Source organism: Ancylomarina salipaludis (assembly GCF_004122035.1).
In the GTDB taxonomy this organism is placed as follows: Bacteria; Bacteroidota; Bacteroidia; order Bacteroidales; family Marinifilaceae; genus Ancylomarina; species Ancylomarina salipaludis.
This window is the reverse complement of sequence record NZ_SAXA01000002.1, coordinates 1-21,380: the sequence shown is the minus strand read 5'-3', so window position 1 is coordinate 21,380 and position 21,380 is coordinate 1. Positions and strand designations below refer to the sequence as shown.

Genomic DNA, 21,380 nt, shown 5'->3' with positions numbered 1-21,380 from the left:
CCAGACTAAACTGATTATACAAAGAAAGGGAGTGCTTGTGCACTCCCTTTCGATTTTCTAAAACATCAACTTAATTGACGGCTTCACCTCTAAGCTCCTGTTGCTTCACAAACTGCTTAATAATGTGAGACAACTTTGGATAACCTATCTCCTCCAAATCGTAATAAACACGAGTCGTTGGCTTATCAATCTTAATAATTCGGTTCAAATCAATAGGCGTTCCGATAATAACTGAATCGCAATCGCAACGATTAATTGTTGCTTCCAAATCTTTAAGTTGCTGATCAGAATAGCCCATAGCTGGTAAAATATTACCAATATTTGGATAAATTTCATAAGTTTCCTTAAGCTTTCCAACCAAATAAGGACGAGCATCAATTTCCTCTGCAGCACCAAACTTACGAGCCGCAACAGTACCTGCACCAATTTTCATTTCACCATGGGTTAAAGTTGGTCCATCCTCAACGATGAGTACTCTCTTACCCTTTATAATTTCTGGCTTATCCACCAAAATTGGCGAAGCACCATCCACAACAATAGCAGTTGGATTAACCTTAGCAATACTTTCACGTACCGTTTGGATACCCTCAGGAGATGCCGAATCCATCTTGTTGATAACAACAACATCAGCCAATCGTAAATTCACCTCACCTGGATAATAAGTTAACTCAGCTCCCGGTCGATGCGGATCGACCACAGTAATGGTTAGATCTGGCTTATAGAAAGAGAAATCATTATTTCCACCATCCCAAAGAATCACATCACAACCTGAAGGATCATTTTCTGCTGCACGAACAATAGCTTCATAATCAACACCTGCATAAATGATATTGCCTCTGCTAACATGAGGTTCATACTCTTCCATTTCTTCAATGGTACAATTGTGAAGTTTTAAATCTTCTACACTAGCAAAGCGCTGTACTTTCTGTGCAACCAAATTACCATAAGGCATAGGATGTCGAATTGCAATCACTCTCAAACCTTTTGCCATTAACTCTTCAATCACCTTACGCGATGTTTGTGATTTTCCACAACCAGTTCGACTGGCAACAACAGCAATAACGGGTTTACGACTTCTTATCATGGTATCTGAAGGACCTAAGAGCTTAAAATTAGCTCCTGCAGCATTAACAATAGCACTCATATTCATCACTTTCTGATATGATACATCAGAATAAGAGAATACACAATCGTCAATTTCATATTTCTTAATCAATTGAGGCAATTCCTGCTCAGCATAAATAGGAATTCCCTCTGGATATAAACTCCCGGCCAATTCAGCAGGGTACTTACGTCCATCGATATCGGGAATTTGAGCCGCTGTAAAAGCGATTACTTTATAATCCTGATTGTTTCTGAAATAGGTGTTAAAGTTGTGAAAGTCACGACCAGCTGCACCAATGATGATTACCTTTTTAATTGCCATGTTAAACCTCCATGTTTTAAAAGTTAATATTCATTTATTTATCTAACGATAACCAGAACAATATGTTCCAATCCCTATAAATTTATACTTTAAAATGAAATAAACGAAATTTAAAATCCTAACTCAGAGACTGTTGCTTAACAGTAGTGAAAAACTTGACTTTCTCATTTTAATTCAATATTTTATATCTCCATTTTTTTTTGATAATAAGATTGAAAGGAAAATCCTAAGTTCAAACTGAAAGTTTAACTTCACTGAAAAAACACAAATATGAATTTTCTGGCACATCTCTATCTTTCCGGTGAATCCGAAAAAATAATGGTTGGTAATTTTATGGCTGATTATATAAAAGGCAGAAAGTTCGAGAATTATAAAGATGGTATTCAGAAAGGTATCCTGCTTCATCGTTCTATTGATTCCTACACAGATACCCACCCTTTGGTTAGCCAAAGCGGGCAATATTTCAAAGGGGCTTACCAAAAATATTCTGCGGTCATCACAGATTTAATCTATGATCATTTTTTAGCGAAAAATTGGGATATGTATCACAAACAACCCTTACCCCGTTTTGTTTCCCGATGCCATGAAGTTTTAGTTAAAAACTACTTGGAGCTTCCAAAGCAAGTAAAGCTGTTTCTGCCCTTTCTTATCCAAAGTAGAAGGCTGGAAACTTATGCCGAAATCGAAGGTCTTAGAAAGGCTCTAAACATTATGGTACGTCATACCAGTCTCCCAGACAAAACTGATTTTGCCATCGAAATTCTACTGGAAAATTACACTGCACTGGAAAGTGAGTTCCACTCTTTTATGAGAGAACTAATTGCTTATGTCGTAAATGAAAAAGGTATTGAATTAAAATATCGCGTTGAATAAAAAAAATTAAGATATTTTCAAATCACGAATCATCATTTGGGTCTCAACTTTACCCATATATTCATTCTCCTGCAAAGAGTAACAGATATTAAAAGGTGCTCCTTTTGCAATTTTGGGATACATCTTCCCCATTGAAAATGCAATACCACTCATCACATTTCCATCGCGAATATCATCAACAACAGAAAGTTTGAGATGCTCCTTATTTTTACCTACCTGTCGCGAATAGCCATAATCAACAACTTCTTCGCTAATAAAAATAGGGGTCATGTTTTTAGGGCCGTAGGGTTCAAACTGCTTTAACAATCTAAAAAACTTAGGGGTGATATCAGACAATTTGATCTTGGCATCAATTTTAATCTGAGGAATCAACATATCTTCTGAAATATTATTCTGTACATAAGCCTCAAACCGTTCCTTAAAAGCAGGAACATTAGACAATTTCATCGTCAACCCGGCTGCATATTTATGTCCTCCAAAATTCTCCAAAAGATCGCTGCAAGCCGATATAGCCTGATACAAATCAAAACCGTCAACCGAACGTGCTGACCCAGTTGCCATACCATTCGATTCGGTAAGAATGACTGTCGGCCGGTAATAGGTTTCAATCATTCGGGAAGCGACAATCCCAATTACGCCTTTGTGCCAATTTCTGTCGAAAAGAACGGTGCTTTTCTTCGATTGGGTCTTTTCTGCTTTATTCAATCGTTCAAGAGCCTCATCCGTTATATTGTGGTCAAGTTCTTTACGATCCTCATTCATGGTATTTATGGTATCACCAATTAAAACAGCCGCATCTTCTTCTTCAACAATTAAAAGCTGAACGGCATGTCGGCCGGATTGAATACGACCTGCTGCATTAATTCTTGGTCCCACTTTAAAGACAATATCATTTACCGATAAATCTTTATCCACGCCTGCTAAGTCCATAATGGTTTTAAGTCCCAGACGAGGATGATTATTCAATTGAATCAAACCAAAATGAGCTAACACCCGGTTTTCTCCAACAATTGGGACAATATCAGATGCCACACTTACAGCAACAAGATCTAATAATGGGATTAAATCATCAAAGGGCCAATTTAATTGCTGGCTAATGCCTTGCATCAATTTAAACCCAACCCCACATCCTGACAAGCAATCACAGGGGTATTGGCAATCTTCACGCTTGGGATCTAAGACAGCTACCGCTTGTGGTAAAACTTCATCCGGAGTATGATGATCACAGATAATAAAATCGATACCCTTTTCTTTTGCGTAAGCAATCTTCGCCATGGCTTTAATTCCACAATCAAGGGCTACAACCAAACTCACATTACTCTCGGCGGCAAAATCAATACCTTTTAGAGAAATGCCATATCCTTCGGAATAGCGATCGGGAATATAATAATCGATATAATCGAAATGTTTTTTCAGGAAGGTATAAACCAAAGCCACCGAAGTGGTACCATCAACATCGTAATCGCCATAAATTAGGATGCGCTCCTGATTGTTTAAGGCTGTGACTAATCTATTCACAGCCTTATCCATATCTTTCATTAAAAATGGATCATGCAAATCATCAAGACTGGGGCGAAAGAATGCCTTTGCCTGATCAAAAGTTTTAACTCCTCGCTGCACAAGCAGGTTGGCTACAACTTGATCGACCCCCAGTGCCTGAGAGAGCGACTCGATCGTTTCCTCATCTCCCGGCTCATTGATTACCCATCTTTTTTCCATAATTTGATCTTTAGATCGGGAAATTAGTCATTTTTAAACGTCATATCAAACAAGATAGCAATATGATTTTTTAAATTATGTTTTACTTCCTCGATATCAAGCTCTTTACCCAATTCCTTTTTTAGAGATGTGACACCTTTATCCTGAAAACCGCAAGGATTTATATAGCCAAAATAGTCCAAATCCGTATTCACATTAAAGGCAAAACCGTGCATACTTACCCATCGGCTAACCCGAACCCCTATGGCACAAATCTTTCTAACGGTAGGTTTATCAATATCCAGCCAAACTCCTGTCGCTCCTTCAAGTCGATGACCTTCAAGACCATAATCGGCAATACAATTAATAATAGCTTGTTCCAGATTATCGATATAACTCTTGATTCCCATATCGTAAGTTTCCAAATTCAGAATTGGATAACCAACGATTTGACCTGGTCCGTGATAAGTGATATCACCCCCTCTGTTAATTTTATGAAAAGTAGCATCCTTCGCCTGCAACTGAATCATATTCAGCAGCATATTTTGCTCATTCCCACTCTTTCCCAAAGTGTAAACATGAGGATGTTCACAAAACAACAGGTAGTTATTACTCAGTTTTTTTTCTTCAGCTGGCAAATCAGCATTGGCTTGTTTCGATTGTAAAACCTCATCAAACAAGGCCTCCTGATAATCCCAGGCTTCTTTATAATCGATAGAAGACAGATCGCGAAATACGGTTGCTTTACTCATCAGAAAAATTGTATTTATTGTTTAAATCTATTGATTTCGGAAATTTTATTTTTTAGCCAAATCTTTAAGATCAAGGGCCTTTACATGGCGTTCTGCATGGTATGAAGAACGAACCAAAGGAGTACTTTCGCAAAAGGTAAATCCTTTTTCCAAACCAACAGTTTCATACTTTTTAAAAGTCTCAGGTGTTACATATTCTTCTACTGTCAAATGCTGACGCGTTGGTTGTAAATATTGTCCTATAGTCATCACCTTAACACCAACTGCCAGCAAATCGTCCATAACCTGATAGATCTCTTCTTCGGTTTCTCCTAAACCAAGCATAATACCCGACTTGGCAACAATACCCGCATCGGCAATCTGCTTCAAAACCTTTAAACTTAGATCGTATTTAGCTCGGCTACGCACCTCAGGGGTCAATCGTCGTACGGTCTCCAAATTATGAGAAATCACCTCAGGTTTTTCATCTATAACCCTCTGAATATCCTCTTCCTTGCCATTAAAATCAGGAATTAAAACCTCAAGCGTTGTCGTTGGATTATCTTTTCTGATTTCTTTAATTGTTTCAGCCCAAATCCCGGATCCACCATCTTCAAGATCATCACGATCAACTGAAGTGATAACAGCATGCTTCAATTTCATCAACTTAATTGACTTTGCTAAACGACGTGGCTCTTTCCAGTCCGCCTCAAGGGGTTTACCCGTTTTAACATTACAAAATTTACAAGCTCTGGTACAAATGTTTCCCAAGATCATAAAAGTTGCCGTACCATTTCCCCAACACTCTCCAACATTGGGACATTTTCCGCTTGAACAAATCGTATGCAAACCATGATCACGAACAATTCCATTTACATATGAATAATCATCGCCTTTGGGCAATTGTATTTTCAACCAATCCGGTTTTCTCTTCATCATTTTTTCAATATTTTTTTCATTTCCTCTCGGAACGAAGTATTAATCTGTTAAAATCAAACATTTTTATTTTTCTCAAAAAAAAGATTTCTTTTAACACCTAATACGCCACAGTTTCAAAACTCAATCCCAACAACTTAGTCTGAATTATAGATTGTCTGCAAATTTATATTTTTGGTACTAAAGAATAACTCATATTCAAAAAAATAATCAATTGTCTTTCAAGAAATAAAAGCTTTATTTTTAAAGATTCTAAATACTGTGTAATTTTTGGCAATTATAAGAAATAAATCGCTGATTTCCTCTCAACTAAAGCAGTTCCTTTTAATAGTTTGCACATATTATTATATCTTTGCATCCAAATTAATATTATTAGATTAGAGATGAATACGTTAGAACTTAGTGAGCAAGAAGTCATTAGAAGAAATTCCTTAAAAGAACTTCAAGCTTTAGGAATTGATCCATTCCCTGCTGCCGAGTACAAGGTAAACGTGTATAGCGACGAAATTCTTGCGAATTTCGATCCTGAAGAGAATAATTATCAGGAAGTAGTCCTTGCAGGTAGAATCATGAGCCGCCGAATTATGGGTAAGGCTTCTTTTATTGAACTTCAAGATGCAAATGGTCGAATTCAGGTTTATATCAACCGTGATGACATTTGCCCGGATGAAGACAAAACTCTTTACAACACTGTATTCAAAAAACTTTTGGACATCGGTGACTTTGTAGGAATTAAGGGATATGTATTCAAAACTAAGGTGGGCGAAACCTCTGTTCACACATCAGAATTAACACTTCTTTCAAAATCTATACGTCCACTTCCTATTGTGAAGGAAAAGGATGGAAAAGTATACGATGCGTTTACTGATCCTGAGTTACGTTACCGTCAGCGTTACGTTGATTTGGTTGTGAATCCTATGGTCAAAGACACATTCATCAAGCGTACTAAAATTATCAACTCAATGCGTGAGCTATTCAATAGCAAAGGTTATCTTGAAGTTGAAACCCCAATATTACAAGCCATTCCAGGTGGAGCATCAGCTCGTCCGTTCGAAACCCACCACAATGCATTGGATATTCCGTTGTACATGCGTATTGCCAACGAACTTTATCTAAAGCGTTTGATCGTAGGCGGATTCGATGGTGTTTACGAGTTTGCTAAAGACTTCCGTAACGAAGGAATGGACCGTACACATAATCCTGAATTTACAGTAATGGAAATCTATGTAGCCTACAAAGACTACAATTGGATGATGGATTTTACTGAAGAGATGATTGAAAAAGTGGCTCTTGATCTTCATGGAAAAACAAAAGTGGCTCTTGGAGATAAAGAAATCGACTTCAAACGTCCTTTCAAACGCATTTCGATGACTGACTCGATCAAAGAGTTTACCGGTTTCGATATTACAGGAAAAACAGAAGAAGAACTTCGTGCTTTCTGTTCTGAAATTGGCATTGAGGTAGACGAGAGTTTTGGTAAAGGAAAGTTAATCGATGAGATTTTTGGCGAAAAATGTGAAGGCAACTACATTCAACCAACTTTCATCACTGACTACCCGGTTGAAATGTCGCCATTGTGTAAAAAACACCGTGAAAATCCGGAGTTAACTGAGCGTTTTGAATTGATGGTAAACGGTAAGGAAGTTTGTAATGCTTATTCTGAGCTAAACGATCCTATCGATCAGTTAGAGCGTTTTCAGGAACAATTACAACTTGGAGCTAAAGGTGATGACGAAGCTATGTTTATCGATATGGACTTTGTTCGTGCTCTTGAATATGGTATGCCTCCTACATCGGGTATGGGAATTGGTATCGACCGTTTAACCATGTTGATGACCAATTCACAATCTATTCAGGATGTCTTATTCTTCCCGCAGATGCGTCCGGAGAAGAAAGCTGCTTTTGATGGTGATGAAAAATTCATGGCCTTAGGTATTTCAAAAGAATGGGTTGAGATTATCCGTAAAGCGGGTTACCAAACCATTGCTTCACTAAAGGATGTGAAACCTACAAAATTCCATCAGGAAATTTGTGGTATCAACAAGAAAAATAAAATGGGATTGACAAATCCTAGCCAGGAAGAAGTTACTGCCTGGTTAGCTTAATTTACCATTCACATATGATAAAACCAGGGAGCTTGAATAATTTCAGGCTCCACTGCTTTTATCCAAGTATAAAAAATCGTTCATAAATTTCAGAACGATTACATGTTTCAAGCTGATTCAATTTTAAGTTGGATCTTATCTGTTACCCGGATCTTGAAAAACAACTTGAAAGAGGAACACGCCTCATCAGGAAGTTACAATTGAGAACCAAAACCTATCAAATGAACGAATTTTCTAGAATAGCCATTATTGGTGGAGGAAGTTGGGCTACTGCCATCGCAAAAATCCTTCGGGAGAATGAAGTAGAACTCAATTGGTATATGAGAAATGTAGACACAAGTTCTCAATTCAAAAAGTTAGGACACAACCCGCGCTACCTAACTGATGTTGATTTTGATATCGATAAAATTCGATTTTATAACGACATCAATCAAATTGTTGAAGATTCTGACCTTATTATATTTGCCATCCCATCGGCTTTTTTAAAAAATGCCTTATCAAAATTAACGGTTAAACTTAATGATAAATTTATCGTTTCGGCCATTAAAGGAATTGTTCCTGATGAGAATATGATTATTGGCGATTTTTTCCATAATATTTATCAGGTTCCTACTGATAACATTGGCGTTATCTCAGGACCATGTCATGCTGAGGAAGTCGCAATGGAACGCTTATCATACTTGACTATTTCTTGTCAAGATGCTGATAAAGCCAACTTTCTTGCCGAGAAACTGGAGTGTCCTTATATCATGACAACAACTTCGGATGATATATATGGAACTGAATATGCCGCTGTTCTTAAAAACGTTTTTGCCATTGCTGCAGGTATCTGCCATGGCTTACGCTATGGCGACAATTTCCAGTCTGTTTTAATTTCGAATGCCATTCAGGAAATCAAACGTTTTGTTGATACCGTTCATCCTATTGACCGGGATATTAAAAGTTCTGCTTACTTAGGCGATCTTTTAGTAACTTGTTATTCACAATTTAGTCGCAACAGAACTTTTGGTACTATGATTGGGAAAGGCTATTCAGTAAAAACAGCACAACTGGAAATGCATATGATTGCCGAAGGTTATTATGCTGTAAAATGTATCAAGGAGATTAACGAAAAGTATAAGGTTCATATGCCTATTACAACAGCTGTTTACAACATTCTTTACGATCGTATATCTCCGGCTATAGAAATTACACTTTTAACTGAAGAGCTAAGATAAATTAACATCAAATCAATTATTATAAATCTGCTCGTCTTTGTGGAATTTTGAGGGGGATGAAACAAAAACCGGGTGAAACTTAATTTCAAGAATATGGAACACATTAAATTAAGTGTCGATAAAACCTTGAGCTTTGTAAGCAGAGAGGAAATCTTCAAATTTAAAGAAGAAAGTAAAAAGCATTTAACTGCCCTTCACGAGGGAACAGGTAAAGGCAATGATTATACGGGATGGGTAGAACTTCCATCTCAAATTACAGCAGAAGAATTAAAAGATATTCAGGAAACTGCCAACAATTTAAAAGAGCGCGTTGAAGTGCTAGTTGTGATTGGTATTGGCGGTTCATATCTGGGAGCAAAAGCCGTAAATGATGCTTTAGCAAACAATTTCGACATGCTTCAGGCTGATAACGAAAATCCATTGGTATTATATGCCGGACAAAACATCAGCGAAGATTATTTATATGAACTGATGGAGATTCTTGAGAACATTGAGTTCGGAATCTGTGTCATCTCAAAATCGGGCACCACTACTGAACCTGCTCTTGCCTTCCGTTTATTAAAAGAATTGCTTGAAGAAGGCGTTGGCAAAGAAGAAGCTAAAGAAAGAATCGTAGCAATTACTGATGAATCTAAAGGTGCTTTAAGAACTTTAGCTGATCAGGAAGGTTACAAAACCTTTATCATTCCGGACAATGTTGGTGGACGTTATTCTGTTCTAACTCCAGTTGGTTTACTTCCAATTGCAGTAGCAGGTCACGATATCACAAAATTGGTTGAAGGTGCAAAATCGATGCAGAAATACACATCTGAAACTAATTTTGAAGAGAATCCTGCCCTATTATACGCAGCAACTCGTAATGCCCTTTACGCTAAAGGAAAAGAAATTGAAATTCTTGCCAATTACAATCCAAAACTTCACAATATAGCTGAATGGTGGAAACAACTATATGGCGAAAGTGAAGGTAAAGAACTCAAGGGTATTTTTCCAGCTTCAGTTGACTTAACCAGTGACTTACACTCAATGGGACAATACATTCAGGAAGGCCAGCGAAATATTTTCGAAACTGTTATTTCTGTTGCTAAAACAAAGTATAAAGTCGTTATTCCTGAAGATAAGGATAATCTTGACAAGCTTAATTTCCTTGCGGGGAAAAGAGTTGACGAAGTCAATAAAATGGCAGAATTGGGAACCCAATTGGCACATGTTGATGGAGGTGTTCCAAATTTGAGAATTGAACTGCCTGAATTAAATGAATTCTATATTGGTGAATTACTTTATTTCTTCGAAATTGCCTGCGGTGTTAGCGGTTACATTCTTGATGTAAACCCATTCGACCAACCAGGTGTTGAAGCATATAAGAGCAATATGTTTGCCTTATTGGAAAAACCGGGTTTTGAAGAAGAAACAAAAAAAATCAAAGAAAGACTTTAGATCTTAATTTGCGTTAAAATAAGAATGGCTATCTCAAAAGGGGTAGCCATTTTATATTTTATTGAATCTTGATATCGTTCTTTTTCAGTTTATAAATACGAATTTTCTTTCCTGAGAATTGCCCCATAAAAAAAGCAAACAACATAAATGGATAGGTGTAAATTTCATACCCCACCTCAAAAAAATGACGAAACAGGATAACAAAAGGAATAGGTAAGTGGATGGCAACAAACCATTTAACTGAATACTTCTTAAAGCCTTGACGAATATAACCAAAAGGCATATTCACCAAATAAGTTGCTATCATTGCAAATATTAAATTTGTCTCCATAGGCGTACAAGATAGTAATAGTAATTAGAATTGAAAAACTCCGGCCTTAGGTTAGTGACAAAACACGAGCAAAAACACCAATATGCTCGATTAAAAAAGGGAAAATAATTTTATTCTACGGATCATTTTATTACCAAAAACTTAGATACATTTGCGCTGAAAATTATTCATTTCCTATGAAATTAGCTCAGCAATTAAAAGGCTTATTAATAGCACTTTTAGCAACCATTACATTTTCGAATGTTTACATCTTCAGCAAGCTTGCAATGCGCGATGTGAATTTGGCCAGTTTTGGGATTTTGTGGTTTGCCTGTGCCGTATTATGGAATATCATTTACAACCTATATTATAAAAAACGACATCACTTTAAAAACTTATCGCCATCAGCAAAACGAACTCTGCTTTTTATTGCTGCTTCAGAACTGATAGCCACTTCAGCATTCTTTATAGCCATTCAGCTAACACCAAACCCAACCATCGTTTCATTTTTGGCAAACACAAGCCCTGTATTTGTGATTATCATTAGTATTATCTTTCTGAAAGAACGATTTACGTTGCTTGAATTCTTAGGAATTAGTCTAACAATATTGGGCGTTATTCTGATTAACTATACAGATACCGGATTCCGAATCGAGCTCCTTACACAACCTGAAAGTATTGCAACCTTTATATTTGCTCTATTTTATGGGATCAGTTTGATTCTAGCCAGATCAGAAATAAGAACACTCCCATCCACACTAATTACTTTGTATCGGAATTTTGCACTATTGGGTGGCTTTTTGCTATATAATATTTACCTTTTCGAAATACCACAATACACAAATCTTTCAATCTTATACATATCAATAGGCTCATTGCTTGGACCATTTCTGGGAACCATACTCACCTATATATCACTAAACTACATAGAAGCTTCAAAATTGACCATTGTGTTATCAAACCGAAGTTTCTTTATTATAATTGGAAGTTTTTTTGTAATGAATATGCTACCAACACAAAATCAGTTTATAGGTGGCTTAACTACGATATTAGGAACTCTTGTAATATCATGGGCAACAATTAAGAAAAAGAAGTTAAAAATTAACCATTAGCCGAAATAAGCTTCAGCTTATCTTTATCCTTAATTGTAATTGTCGAACCATTTGTACTGATAATACCTTCATTACAAAATTCTTTCATTATCCGAACGACATTCTCTTTGGCCATTCCAGTCAATTCACCCAATTCCTGTCTCGATAGAATCGGATTGAATTCATCGGCACCATATACCTCATCGGCAAGGGATAATAAGCCCTCAGCCATTCGGCCGGGCATTTTTTTCTGAACAAGGCTCATCATTTTATAAAAAATCCGTAAGGATTTCCCACTGATATCTTTCAAATATCCTTCTGCAAACATCGGATTTTTTCTAACGTAAGACTTAATCAGATTCATATCGATAAAACAGGCCGTAACATCGGTTAATGCCACAACACTATAATGATGTGTCGAGTCAACATAATTACCCGGACCTGCCAACAAATATCCGGGTTTTGCCAAATTGAGAATAATTTTCTTCCCATCAAAACCTTCCAAGTATACTTTTGCTATGCCACTGGAAAGAAAAACAGCACTGGATGTAGGAGAACCTGCCTTGAAAATTGTTTCACCTGCAGAAAAATTAGATTGAAATCTATGTTTACTCAATTCCTTTATTTCGTCAGAAGACAAATTTTTAAAATTGGGCCAAGCATGAGGGCAAGAACCACAACAAACATCTAATCCTTTTCCAAACATATTTGTATATTTATTAACAATCGAAAATCTAATATAGTGATAAATATCAATGCAAAGTATAATCAATATCGAAAATTTTCAAATCAAGTATCAATATTGTGATAGATTACTGTCATGCGCTAAGATGGGATTATATTTTTAACAATCAGTAGTTTTATGGAATAAATTCTTTAATCCCCTAATCTTATGAAACGAAAACAATTTAGAATTTGGCTTCTTCTCCTATCGGTAGGAGCTATATTTGCGGCTTGTGAAGGGCCTCAAGGTCCCGCAGGATTAAATGGTACCGATGGCACCAACGGAATAGATGGTGTTGATGGTGCTGATGGTAATGCCACATGTATGTCATGTCATGCTGGAGATACCAGAGAAAATATTCAGGCACAATTTTCCATGTCAGTGCACAGCAGTGGTATAAATGCTGTTGACTATGCTGGTGGACGTGCTTCATGTGCTCGTTGCCACTCACACCAAGGCTTTGTTCAGTATGCAAATAATGGTGAAGTACTAGGTGATATCACAAACCCAACTGCGTGGGAATGTGCAACCTGTCATGGCTTACACAAAACTATGGAAGCAGTTGATTATGCTTTAAGATTAGATGATCCTGTTAAGCCAATATTCAATCCGGAAATCACTATGGATTTAAAGGGACACTCTAATTTATGTGCAAACTGCCACCAATCAAGAAGAGCTGAACCTAATACAACTAATCCTGGTGAAGAAACTTTTGCAATCACTAGTTCACATTATGGACCTCACCATGGTGCTCAGGCAAACGTGGTTGCAGGTATGGGTTTTGCTGAAATAGCTGGTTCTGTTGCCTACCCAACTGCAGGAGAGTCAAAGCATCTTAACCAAGCTTCATGTGTTGGTTGTCATATGGCACCATTCGATTCAGAAGAGGGAGAAGGTGGTCACTCATGGAAACCTTCATTATTAGCATGTAACACTTGTCACGACGCTGAACTTACAGACTTCAATTATGGTGGTGTAAGAACTGATGTTATGGCTAAGCTTGAAGAACTAAGAGATCAGTTAATCACTTTAGGCGTTGTTGCTGGTAATGATACAGATGGCTATCACCCTGTTGTTGGAACTTATCCTATGAAACAAGCTCAGGCATTCTTTAACTGGGTTGGCTTAGAAGAAGACCGCAGTTTTGGTGCTCACAATCCTAAATACGTGAAAGCCTTATTGCAGAACTCTATTGAAGCTATGGCAGCAGAAATTGATAAATTACCATAGTTCAACAACTAAAATAAATCTTTGTGAGGAGTTGTTTGATTTTAATATTAAACAACTCCTTTACCGATAAATCCGGATATTCCTATCCACAAAAAACATTATTTAATTGAGACCGAAATGGCAAGCTTATTGCTATATTATAAAAAGAAATATCTCAATTAAGTAATCATCTCATTATTCCTAATAAAATCATAATCTTATGAAAAGATATATTAAAGTACTAGCTTTCCTTTTCATGATTGGATTAGTTGCCTGCGAATACGATTACGTCGTTGAAAAAACACCAACTCCAGAACCAGATCCTGATAATCCGATTAGTTTTGCAACGCAGGTTGAACCTATCTTTCAAACAACATGCATTGGATGTCACGATAGCAGAAATCCAATTTTGGTAACAGGTTCAGCATATGATAACCTGATAAACGGAAACTATATCAATACAGATAATCCTGCAGAAAGCGAAATTTACAAAAGAGCCACTGACGGACACGGCAAAAATATGGGTTCGAAAGATCGTCTTACTTTATTAACATGGATTACTGAAGGAGCTAAGGATAACTAATCAAACACATGCAATTATGAGAAAAAATATATTTACATTATCATTCCTGCTTGTTTTTGCTTTTGGAAGCGTTCTGGCTCAGGAGACTGAAACTGAAAAAGTTATTGACAAGCCCGTTAGATCACCCTTTGAAAGCGGTTATTTAATCGATAATCAAACAACTGTTATACAACCGGTAAACACATTGGAATTTGCCATTCAACACAAATTCGGAACGGTTGAAAATGGTCATTCTGATCTTTGGGGATTATATGCCTCAGGTGCAAACATACGTCTTGGATTAAGCTATGTAGTTGCAAATAATGTTCAGGTAGGAATCGGCGTTTCAAAAAGAAATATGACAACTGATTTTAATGCCAAATGGACTATTCTTGAACAAACAAGAAATAACACAGTACCTCTTGCACTTGCACTTTATGGAAATATTGCCATTGATGGTCGGGATAAGGATCAATTTCACGAAGATTTTAAATCCTCAAACCGCTTGTCATCTTTCGCGCAAGTTATTGTTGGACGAAAATTTTCAGATGCCATCAGTTTGCAAACCGGTGTTAGTTTCTCTCACTATAATTTAATTGACATGGGAAACTATCATGATAAATTTGCCTTACACTTCAATGGTCGATTTAAAGTTTCGCCACAAGGATCGATTATTTTCAATTTCGATGCTCCACTAGACCTTGATTATCTGGACTCTGCAGAAAATTATGACAATCCTAAACCAAACCTATCTTTTGGTTATGAAATTTCAACCAGTACGCATGCCTTCCAAATTTATATGGGAAATTCGAGTGGTTTAATTCAACAAGATATTATAGTTAACAACCACAGCAAAATTGATATGGACAATTTTATGATTGGCTTTACAATTACAAGATTGTGGAATTTTTAATCTCTAAATATTAAAATTATGAAAAAATTCAAGAACATATTTTTAGGTTTATCTTTAGTATTAGCAGGAGCCCTATTTATGGCTTTCGCTTTACCACAAGATAAAAAAATGGGAGGCCCATGGGAAATTCCGGCAAAATATAAAACAATGAAAAATACCATTAAAGATGATGCTTCATCATTAAAAATTGGTAAAATGCTTTATACAAAACATTGTAAATCTTGCCATGGTAGTAACGGTTTAGGTGATGGTCCTAAAGCGAGAAGTATGAAAACGGCTATTCCTCCATTTAACTGCGAAAAATTCCAAGCTCAAACTGATGGTGTTTTATATTATCAGTCAATTATTGGTCGAGACGAAATGCCTAACTATGAGAAGAAAATCTTAGATGAGGAAGACAGATGGGCACTTATCAACTATCTGAGAACTTTGAAATAAATTATCAACCCATAAAAATTCCTGAAGTCTTCGTATTTCAGGAATTTTAATTTACATCTAAACTATGCGTTTTTCTCAACAAAGGATCTCTTTACTCGTTTTCTTTTTAGTTTCTTTTACACTGAATCTAAAAGCAGATAATGATTGCTTGCGTTGCCATGCAAATCAAACACATACGATATATAATGATTGGACTGAGCGTAACGAAAAACGCTTAATGAATCCTTATTTCATCTTAGATTCTTTAAGAATGAAAGCAGGTGTTCACGGTTCTTTTGCATGTACCGATTGTCACTCATCTGATTACGAGACTTATCCACATAAAGGAGAATTGAAATTAGAACCTCTTTCTACATGTGTTGATTGCCATGGTGGAGACGAGAATTTTGCTGATTATAAATTTGAATTAATCGAAGAAGAATTCAAAAAAAGTACTCACGCAAAAGCATTAGGGGAACAATTCACCTGCTCAAAATGTCACAGCCAACATTACTATCAGGCTAAAGCCCGAACTAGTGAAAATGTTAAGGACATCGTTAAATTTAGTAACGATATGTGTATGTCCTGCCACGATAACACCCCAAGATATCAATTGATGTCAGATAGTGTTAATCCCAAACTAGTTGAAACACATAATTGGCTGCCAAACCAGAAACTACATTTCGAAAGTGTGCGTTGCATCGAGTGTCATACTCATGTAAAAGATTCACTGATGATATCACACAATATTTTACCTAAAGAGGAAGCACTTAAACTATGTGTTAATTGCCATACAGCAAATTCACATTTAAATGCATCTTTATACAAATACAAAAACATACAGGCAAGAGCTACGAAGGGTAAACTCGGTGTCATCCTTTCAAACAAATCGTACGTAATTGGAGCCTATCAAAATGAGATTTTAAACCTTTTAAGTATTCTTATTTTCATGGCAGTAATTGCTGGAGTTATCATTCATAGTTTTTTCAGGATCATTAAAAAATAGATTTTATGAGTACAGAAGAAAAAATATACTTATACCCTGTTTGGTTGCGTATTTGGCATGCTTTTAATGCTTTAGGAATTCTCGTTTTAATCTATACCGGATTAAACATGCAATTCGCTAAACCTGGATTTGAATTGATACGATTCGATTTAGCTGTAACACTTCATAACTATGCAGGTATAATTGTATCAATCAGTTATCTGGCATTTTTCATTGGTAATATTGTCACCTCAAACAGTAAATATTACAAAATTAAACCAAAGGGCTTGCGTAAACGTTTATTTAAACAAATCCGTTATTACACCTATGGAATGTTTAAAAACGAAGAAGCTCCCTATCCTATTTCAGAAAAAAGAAAATTTAACCCAATCCAAAAATACACCTATGTAGTAGTCATGTATCTGATGGTTCCCATTATTATTATTACAGGTATCGCCCTTTTATTACCTGAATTAATAATTGAGGAAGTCTATGTGCTAAGTGGTATATTCTTAACCGCATTACTTCATGCGATTATAGGTTTTCTAATTTCAATATTTCTTATTATCCACTTGTATTTTGCTACAATTGGAAAAAAACCATTAAGTAATTTTAAAAGTATTTTAACAGGTTGGCATTAATAGCATACTAGTCAGTTTAATTGTTTCGGTATTTTAATCGATACCGAAACAGTTTGACTGCAAAAGACGATTATAGGGCGATTACCTCCCAATAATATCTATCGGGAGTTTAACTTAAATCTTTATCCTATGAAACTCCCCAATTCAGCCAGAAACTGGCTATCGCTCCTTGGAGCGGGAATAGCAGCAATGAATCTTTTCATTATTGGTTTTTTACTTGCTCTTTCCTTTTTTTACAATTTAGGTAGTTCTTATTTAGGACTATTTATCTACATTATTCTCCCCATGTTTTTTGTTGGCGGGTTAATTCTGATTCCAATAGGAATGATCAGAACAAACCGAAAGCTAAAAAAACATCTCCTCCCTGAAGATCAGTTAAAGTGGCCTCAAGTCGATTTTAACGACCAAAAAACACGAAATGCAAGCATGATCTTTATTTTCGGGACTATTTTTATCATGATTATATCATCTGTAGGAAGTTATCATGCCTTTCATTATACCGAATCAGTTGAATTCTGTGGAAAACTTTGCCACCAGGTCATGGCCCCTGAGTTCACTGCCTACCATCAATCTTCACACGAACGAGTGAAATGTGTAGAATGCCACGTGGGAGAAGGTACCAGCTGGTATGTTAGAAGTAAACTATCCGGTTTATATCAGGTTTATTCTGTCATTGCAAAAAAATACCCCAAACCGATTCCCACTCCGGTTGAAAATTTACGCCCAGCTCGTGAAACATGTGAACAATGCCATTGGCCACAAAAGTTCTACGATAGTAAATTAAAGAATAAGAAATCTTATCTGGCAGATGAAACAACAACGGAGAATAACATCTCCATGAAAATGAAGACAAGTGCCAACTTAAGTGCCAAAGGCATTTCAGAAGGAATTCATTGGCATATTAACCCTGATGTTAAAATAGAATATATCGCATCATCCAGAAACCGGGAAACCTTACCTTGGGTTAAATACACAAACCTAACAACTGGTAAAGTTAAACTGTATATTGAACCTGAAAATCAACTTAGTCAAAAAGAAATTGATAGTCTTGAAACCCGTACGATGGATTGTTTGGATTGCCATAACAGACCTTCACACGACTACCAAAACCCACAGAACTTTATCGATGAATTGATCTCTTCGGGTGAGATATCAAAAGAGTTGCCTGACGCAAAAGTCATGTCAATGGATATCTTAAATCAGGATTATCCCACCACGGATAGTGCCATGATCGCAATTAAAGCACAAGTATTGGAATATTACGGATTGATGTACCCTGAAGTATTAGATTCCTGTAAAACCAAAATTGAAAAGGCAATTACTGCCATTCAAAATGGCTATAAATCTAATATTTTCCCTGAGATGGGAGTTACTTGGAAGGCCTATCCTAACCACCTGGGACATTTGGAAACCAATGGCTGTTTCCGTTGCCACAACGACAAACATGTAACGGCAGAAGGTGAAAAAATTTCAAGAGATTGTAATCTTTGCCATGATATTATCTCACAGGGAAAGACTGGAGAAATGGAAATGTCAACACTTCAAACTCCTTTAGAATTCAAGCATCCTATTAATATCGATGAACAATGGAAAACACAGCTATGTTCTGAATGTCACGCTCAGCTGTACTAAAAACAAACGAATAAACGACATTTATAAAACTCTCATTCCAAATAGAATGAGAGTTTTTTTTAATCAGCTTAATTTGACACCTCTACAATCAAATAGTCTTTCAATTTCAACTTATTAATTAATTCTTCGGCCTGCTTTGTTTTAGAAAAAGGTCCCAAACGGTATTTGTACAAATTAGTCTCATTTATTTGATGAAGATAAACCATATTGTCAGGCAAGTCTGGAATCAATTTTTTCTTAAATATGCCAAACTGAATATAGTATCGATAGTTTGAAGACACGGACAAAACTCTTTCTTTACCTGAAAGTGTATCCACATGAATATGAGTTTCAGGCAAATGTAGCTTCTTAATTTCTTCTTGAAAATCTACGGCATCCTTTTCGTTAAAAAAACGGGCTAAAGGATATTGGTTTAAATCTCCAAAAACCAACTGAAAGGATTTATGTTGAGAATTAATATGAACTCTTTCCTTCACAAGTTCGTTATTCTCGCGATTTACCTGAATCATATCTCTTGAATCAAACTTCGAACGATTACTAAATGCCGCAACAAGAATGAGAATAGCAAGCACAGTCACACTAACAATCATACGAATTAGCATCTTCTTTTTTCTGATTTCATACTGAAGTCTGTCTAATTCATTCATTAAAGCATTTATTCGAACACCTGATTTTTCAGAATCGGTCATGGCACGAGAAATTATAGTTACAGAATATATATTCGAGTCTTAAGTTCGACGCACTCCTACAAATTGACTAATAGTCAAAAATTAACGTCTAACACACTATCACAGACCATAAAAGTAATAAATTATTTTGTGCATTATAAAAAAAGAGCTCTCCGAATGATCGAAAAGCTCTATTTTTATTTTGTTGTTTTTATTGACTAAAATTAGACGTGTTTTAAAATATCTTCCAGATTTTTAAATCGTGCCTTATAATCATTCAAAGAATGTAAAATCACTTCTTTCGCCTCGTCAAGTCCATACACATGTGTAATTTCTGCTTCGCTATCCAAGCCTGGCATATCCTTATAGGTTAAGAAATAATGCTTTAAACGCGTAATAATAACCTCAGGACAGTCTGAAATATCTTTGTAATTACCGTATGTGGCATCATTCTTTAAAACAGCGATAATCTTATCATCTGCCTCATTACCATCAATCATACGAAACCCACCTATCGGACGTACCTCTGCAATAATATCGCCATGAGTAATCGCCTTTTCAGTCAATACACAAATATCCAGTGGATCGCCATCACCCTGAACATCCTTTTTACCCGATTTTTCACTACAAAATTCACCGACTAACTTACCACAATAGGATTGAGGTAAAAAACCATATAGAGCAGGTATTACATTGGAATATTTTTGCGGACGGTCTATTTTTAAATAACCACTCACCTTATCAACTTCATACTTTACAGTGTCAGTTGGCACCATTTCGATAAATGCCATAATCGAATTCGGTGCATCATCACCAACATCAATCCCGTGCCAAGGATGCGACTTATAACGTAAGCCCATCAAGCGGCCAATAGGATCATTTAATTTATTTCCCATTCGTCTATATTTTTCAATTTCAATACCAAACAGTTACCTGTTTGCAAAATTTGTATAACAAAAGTAAGAAAACAATGGAAAAAACCTGAATTCTCGCTTTTTAATATCATTTCAGACCATTATAACTGAAAAGGAATCGTTTCGGGATAAAAAAAAATCTGCTAAATGTGAACAAAGATCCACATAATATGTACTAGAATACACTCTACAGGAGTATGGTCGGTTTACCCAACTATGGATTAGTTGGTGTGTTATTATGTGGTTGGAAATATCCTATCATAGAATATGGCTAGGAATGTAGCAACACCCACAGCAATAGCAACGATTGCTTTGATTGTATTTAGCCTACCTTTTCTTGATTGCCATTTCTTAAATCCTGATTTTTCGGCATGGAAGCCCTGATCAGTTAAGCGAGCAGACTTATGCTTTTTGAAAGGATCGCTATCCTCTTTAATAAGTCCTAAATCGACCATACGGTTATAGGCATGGTGTCTTTCCATAGACTCACTCTTATCCATACCGATAACCCCATCACTCTTAGCTTCTTTTAATAATTCGTCAATTGTACTATTCATGTAAATATTATTTAAGTGATTAATATCTGAAAGGTACAGATTATAAATCTTATGTACAATATTGCAGTATTTACTATACCTACCACATCTGAGTTAGCAAGTAGGAATACCTCATCAATCTATAAACGAAAGCGCCCACAATTAAATAAGGGGTGAGACAAACCCATCAAATACAAACTGAGAGCCTCACTTGTAGTGAGACCCTCAGTCTGAAGTTGCTACATTTATACGGACAGTGAGTTAAGATATAGAATATTAATAATTTATATCTTAGATTATGGAAAAAGAAAGACGAAAATTTAGTAGAGAGTTTAAATTGAATGCTGTTGAGTTAAGT

Annotated in this window: 21 protein-coding genes; 12 read left to right on the top strand and 9 right to left on the bottom strand. The window is 36.1% G+C overall.

Annotated elements, in window-relative coordinates; translation table 11 throughout:
• Window positions 1-70: 70 nt before the first annotated feature.
• A complete protein-coding gene (locus EO244_RS02365) occupies window positions 71-1,426 on the bottom strand; it encodes a cyclic 2,3-diphosphoglycerate synthase (RefSeq protein ID WP_129252576.1) in 1,356 nt (451 codons plus the stop codon).
• A 270-nt stretch (window positions 1,427-1,696) separates the two neighbouring features.
• Between EO244_RS02365 and EO244_RS02360 the strand changes: the two genes are divergently transcribed.
• On the top strand, window positions 1,697-2,299 hold the full coding sequence (locus EO244_RS02360; RefSeq protein ID WP_129252574.1) for an acyl carrier protein phosphodiesterase: 603 nt from the start codon (window positions 1,697-1,699) through the stop codon (window positions 2,297-2,299).
• A 6-nt stretch (window positions 2,300-2,305) separates the two neighbouring features.
• Here EO244_RS02360 and recJ read toward each other — a convergent pair whose 3' ends face one another.
• From recJ to lipA, 3 genes are read right to left on the bottom strand one after another with little or no spacing between them, the layout of a single operon-like run.
• The gene (recJ, locus tag EO244_RS02355; RefSeq protein WP_129252572.1) at window positions 2,306-4,018 is read right to left on the bottom strand and encodes a single-stranded-DNA-specific exonuclease RecJ; all 1,713 of its coding nucleotides are present in this window, start codon (window positions 4,016-4,018) and stop codon (window positions 2,306-2,308) included.
• A gap of 23 nt (window positions 4,019-4,041) precedes the next feature.
• Window positions 4,042-4,749, bottom strand: coding sequence for a lipoyl(octanoyl) transferase LipB (gene lipB, locus EO244_RS02350; RefSeq protein WP_129252570.1), 708 nt, complete (start codon window positions 4,747-4,749; stop codon window positions 4,042-4,044).
• A 45-nt stretch (window positions 4,750-4,794) separates the two neighbouring features.
• Entirely contained in the window at window positions 4,795-5,676 is an 882-nt protein-coding gene (gene lipA, locus EO244_RS02345; protein ID WP_262707909.1) for a lipoyl synthase, read from the bottom strand.
• Window positions 5,677-6,047: 371 nt separating this feature from the next.
• Between lipA and lysS the strand changes: the two genes are divergently transcribed.
• The 3 genes from lysS to EO244_RS02330 all read left to right on the top strand — a co-directional run bounded on the left by lysS (window position 6,048) and on the right by EO244_RS02330 (window position 10,420).
• Complete coding sequence (gene lysS / locus EO244_RS02340; protein ID WP_129252566.1) at window positions 6,048-7,769, top strand: lysine--tRNA ligase; 1,722 nt, start codon at window positions 6,048-6,050, stop codon at window positions 7,767-7,769.
• A gap of 221 nt (window positions 7,770-7,990) precedes the next feature.
• Window positions 7,991-8,986, top strand: a complete 996-nt coding sequence (locus EO244_RS02335; protein ID WP_129252565.1) for an NAD(P)H-dependent glycerol-3-phosphate dehydrogenase — start codon at window positions 7,991-7,993, stop codon at window positions 8,984-8,986.
• 93 nt (window positions 8,987-9,079) lie between these two features.
• A complete protein-coding gene (locus EO244_RS02330) occupies window positions 9,080-10,420 on the top strand; it encodes a glucose-6-phosphate isomerase (RefSeq protein ID WP_129252563.1) in 1,341 nt (446 codons plus the stop codon).
• 58 nt (window positions 10,421-10,478) lie between these two features.
• Here EO244_RS02330 and EO244_RS02325 read toward each other — a convergent pair whose 3' ends face one another.
• On the bottom strand, window positions 10,479-10,751 hold the full coding sequence (locus EO244_RS02325) for a hypothetical protein (protein WP_206734460.1): 273 nt from the start codon (window positions 10,749-10,751) through the stop codon (window positions 10,479-10,481).
• Between the two features lie 176 nt (window positions 10,752-10,927).
• Here EO244_RS02325 and EO244_RS02320 point away from each other — a divergent pair, with 176 nt between their 5' ends.
• Window positions 10,928-11,842 carry a DMT family transporter gene (locus EO244_RS02320; protein ID WP_129252561.1) on the top strand — a complete coding sequence of 305 codons (915 nt, stop codon included), beginning with the start codon at window positions 10,928-10,930 and terminating at the stop codon, window positions 11,840-11,842.
• Here the strand turns inward: EO244_RS02320 and EO244_RS02315 are convergent.
• Window positions 11,832-12,527, bottom strand: a complete 696-nt coding sequence (locus tag EO244_RS02315; protein WP_129252560.1) for a Crp/Fnr family transcriptional regulator — start codon at window positions 12,525-12,527, stop codon at window positions 11,832-11,834. The two genes, EO244_RS02320 and EO244_RS02315, sit on opposite strands and share 11 nt — an antisense overlap.
• Window positions 12,528-12,713: 186 nt before the next feature.
• On the opposite strand from EO244_RS02315, the gene EO244_RS02310 reads away from it, so the two are divergent.
• The 7 genes from EO244_RS02310 (at window position 12,714) to EO244_RS02280 (ending at window position 18,904) form a co-directional block, all read left to right on the top strand.
• Window positions 12,714-13,775: a hypothetical protein gene (locus tag EO244_RS02310; protein WP_129252558.1), complete on the top strand. Its 1,062-nt coding sequence runs from the start codon at window positions 12,714-12,716 to the stop codon at window positions 13,773-13,775.
• Between the two features lie 199 nt (window positions 13,776-13,974).
• Window positions 13,975-14,337, top strand: a complete 363-nt coding sequence (locus EO244_RS02305) for a hypothetical protein (RefSeq protein ID WP_129252557.1) — start codon at window positions 13,975-13,977, stop codon at window positions 14,335-14,337.
• A gap of 16 nt (window positions 14,338-14,353) precedes the next feature.
• Entirely contained in the window at window positions 14,354-15,229 is an 876-nt protein-coding gene (locus EO244_RS02300; protein ID WP_129252555.1) for a DUF5777 family beta-barrel protein, read from the top strand.
• Window positions 15,230-15,247: 18 nt separating this feature from the next.
• Window positions 15,248-15,667 (top strand): c-type cytochrome, encoded by a 420-nt coding sequence (locus EO244_RS02295; protein WP_129252554.1) that lies wholly within the window; start codon window positions 15,248-15,250, stop codon window positions 15,665-15,667.
• Between the two features lie 64 nt (window positions 15,668-15,731).
• The gene (locus tag EO244_RS02290) at window positions 15,732-16,652 is read left to right on the top strand and encodes a cytochrome c3 family protein (RefSeq protein ID WP_129252552.1); all 921 of its coding nucleotides are present in this window, start codon (window positions 15,732-15,734) and stop codon (window positions 16,650-16,652) included.
• A 5-nt stretch (window positions 16,653-16,657) separates the two neighbouring features.
• Window positions 16,658-17,272, top strand: coding sequence for a cytochrome b/b6 domain-containing protein (locus EO244_RS02285; RefSeq protein ID WP_129252550.1), 615 nt, complete (start codon window positions 16,658-16,660; stop codon window positions 17,270-17,272).
• A gap of 129 nt (window positions 17,273-17,401) precedes the next feature.
• Window positions 17,402-18,904 (top strand): cytochrome c3 family protein, encoded by a 1,503-nt coding sequence (locus EO244_RS02280; protein ID WP_129252548.1) that lies wholly within the window; start codon window positions 17,402-17,404, stop codon window positions 18,902-18,904.
• Window positions 18,905-18,972: 68 nt separating this feature from the next.
• Here EO244_RS02280 and EO244_RS02275 read toward each other — a convergent pair whose 3' ends face one another.
• From EO244_RS02275 to EO244_RS02265, 3 genes are all read right to left on the bottom strand, one after another.
• Complete coding sequence (locus tag EO244_RS02275) at window positions 18,973-19,593, bottom strand: SPOR domain-containing protein (RefSeq protein WP_129252546.1); 621 nt, start codon at window positions 19,591-19,593, stop codon at window positions 18,973-18,975.
• Between the two features lie 203 nt (window positions 19,594-19,796).
• Window positions 19,797-20,468 carry an inorganic pyrophosphatase gene (locus tag EO244_RS02270; protein WP_129252544.1) on the bottom strand — a complete coding sequence of 224 codons (672 nt, stop codon included), beginning with the start codon at window positions 20,466-20,468 and terminating at the stop codon, window positions 19,797-19,799.
• Between the two features lie 254 nt (window positions 20,469-20,722).
• Window positions 20,723-21,043, bottom strand: coding sequence for a hypothetical protein (locus EO244_RS02265; RefSeq protein ID WP_129252542.1), 321 nt, complete (start codon window positions 21,041-21,043; stop codon window positions 20,723-20,725).
• Window positions 21,044-21,380: the final 337 nt, after the last annotated feature.

What these genes read in the sequence shown, in the direction of transcription:
- EO244_RS02365 (WP_129252576.1), bottom strand. Translation starts at nt 1,426, where the DNA reads ATGGCAATTAAAAAGGTAATCATCATTGGTGCAGCTGGTCGTGACTTT.
- EO244_RS02360 (WP_129252574.1), top strand. Translation starts at nt 1,697, where the DNA reads ATGAATTTTCTGGCACATCTCTATCTTTCCGGTGAATCCGAAAAAATA.
- recJ (WP_129252572.1), bottom strand. Translation starts at nt 4,018, where the DNA reads ATGGAAAAAAGATGGGTAATCAATGAGCCGGGAGATGAGGAAACGATC.
- lipB (WP_129252570.1), bottom strand. Translation starts at nt 4,749, where the DNA reads ATGAGTAAAGCAACCGTATTTCGCGATCTGTCTTCTATCGATTATAAA.
- lysS (WP_129252566.1), top strand. Translation starts at nt 6,048, where the DNA reads ATGAATACGTTAGAACTTAGTGAGCAAGAAGTCATTAGAAGAAATTCC.
- EO244_RS02335 (WP_129252565.1), top strand. Translation starts at nt 7,991, where the DNA reads ATGAACGAATTTTCTAGAATAGCCATTATTGGTGGAGGAAGTTGGGCT.
- EO244_RS02330 (WP_129252563.1), top strand. Translation starts at nt 9,080, where the DNA reads ATGGAACACATTAAATTAAGTGTCGATAAAACCTTGAGCTTTGTAAGC.
- EO244_RS02325 (WP_206734460.1), bottom strand. Translation starts at nt 10,751, where the DNA reads ATGGAGACAAATTTAATATTTGCAATGATAGCAACTTATTTGGTGAAT.
- EO244_RS02320 (WP_129252561.1), top strand. Translation starts at nt 10,928, where the DNA reads ATGAAATTAGCTCAGCAATTAAAAGGCTTATTAATAGCACTTTTAGCA.
- EO244_RS02315 (WP_129252560.1), bottom strand. Translation starts at nt 12,527, where the DNA reads ATGTTTGGAAAAGGATTAGATGTTTGTTGTGGTTCTTGCCCTCATGCT.
- EO244_RS02310 (WP_129252558.1), top strand. Translation starts at nt 12,714, where the DNA reads ATGAAACGAAAACAATTTAGAATTTGGCTTCTTCTCCTATCGGTAGGA.
- EO244_RS02305 (WP_129252557.1), top strand. Translation starts at nt 13,975, where the DNA reads ATGAAAAGATATATTAAAGTACTAGCTTTCCTTTTCATGATTGGATTA.
- EO244_RS02300 (WP_129252555.1), top strand. Translation starts at nt 14,354, where the DNA reads ATGAGAAAAAATATATTTACATTATCATTCCTGCTTGTTTTTGCTTTT.
- EO244_RS02295 (WP_129252554.1), top strand. Translation starts at nt 15,248, where the DNA reads ATGAAAAAATTCAAGAACATATTTTTAGGTTTATCTTTAGTATTAGCA.
- EO244_RS02290 (WP_129252552.1), top strand. Translation starts at nt 15,732, where the DNA reads ATGCGTTTTTCTCAACAAAGGATCTCTTTACTCGTTTTCTTTTTAGTT.
- EO244_RS02285 (WP_129252550.1), top strand. Translation starts at nt 16,658, where the DNA reads ATGAGTACAGAAGAAAAAATATACTTATACCCTGTTTGGTTGCGTATT.
- EO244_RS02280 (WP_129252548.1), top strand. Translation starts at nt 17,402, where the DNA reads ATGAAACTCCCCAATTCAGCCAGAAACTGGCTATCGCTCCTTGGAGCG.
- EO244_RS02275 (WP_129252546.1), bottom strand. Translation starts at nt 19,593, where the DNA reads ATGACCGATTCTGAAAAATCAGGTGTTCGAATAAATGCTTTAATGAAT.
- EO244_RS02270 (WP_129252544.1), bottom strand. Translation starts at nt 20,468, where the DNA reads ATGGGAAATAAATTAAATGATCCTATTGGCCGCTTGATGGGCTTACGT.
- EO244_RS02265 (WP_129252542.1), bottom strand. Translation starts at nt 21,043, where the DNA reads ATGAATAGTACAATTGACGAATTATTAAAAGAAGCTAAGAGTGATGGG.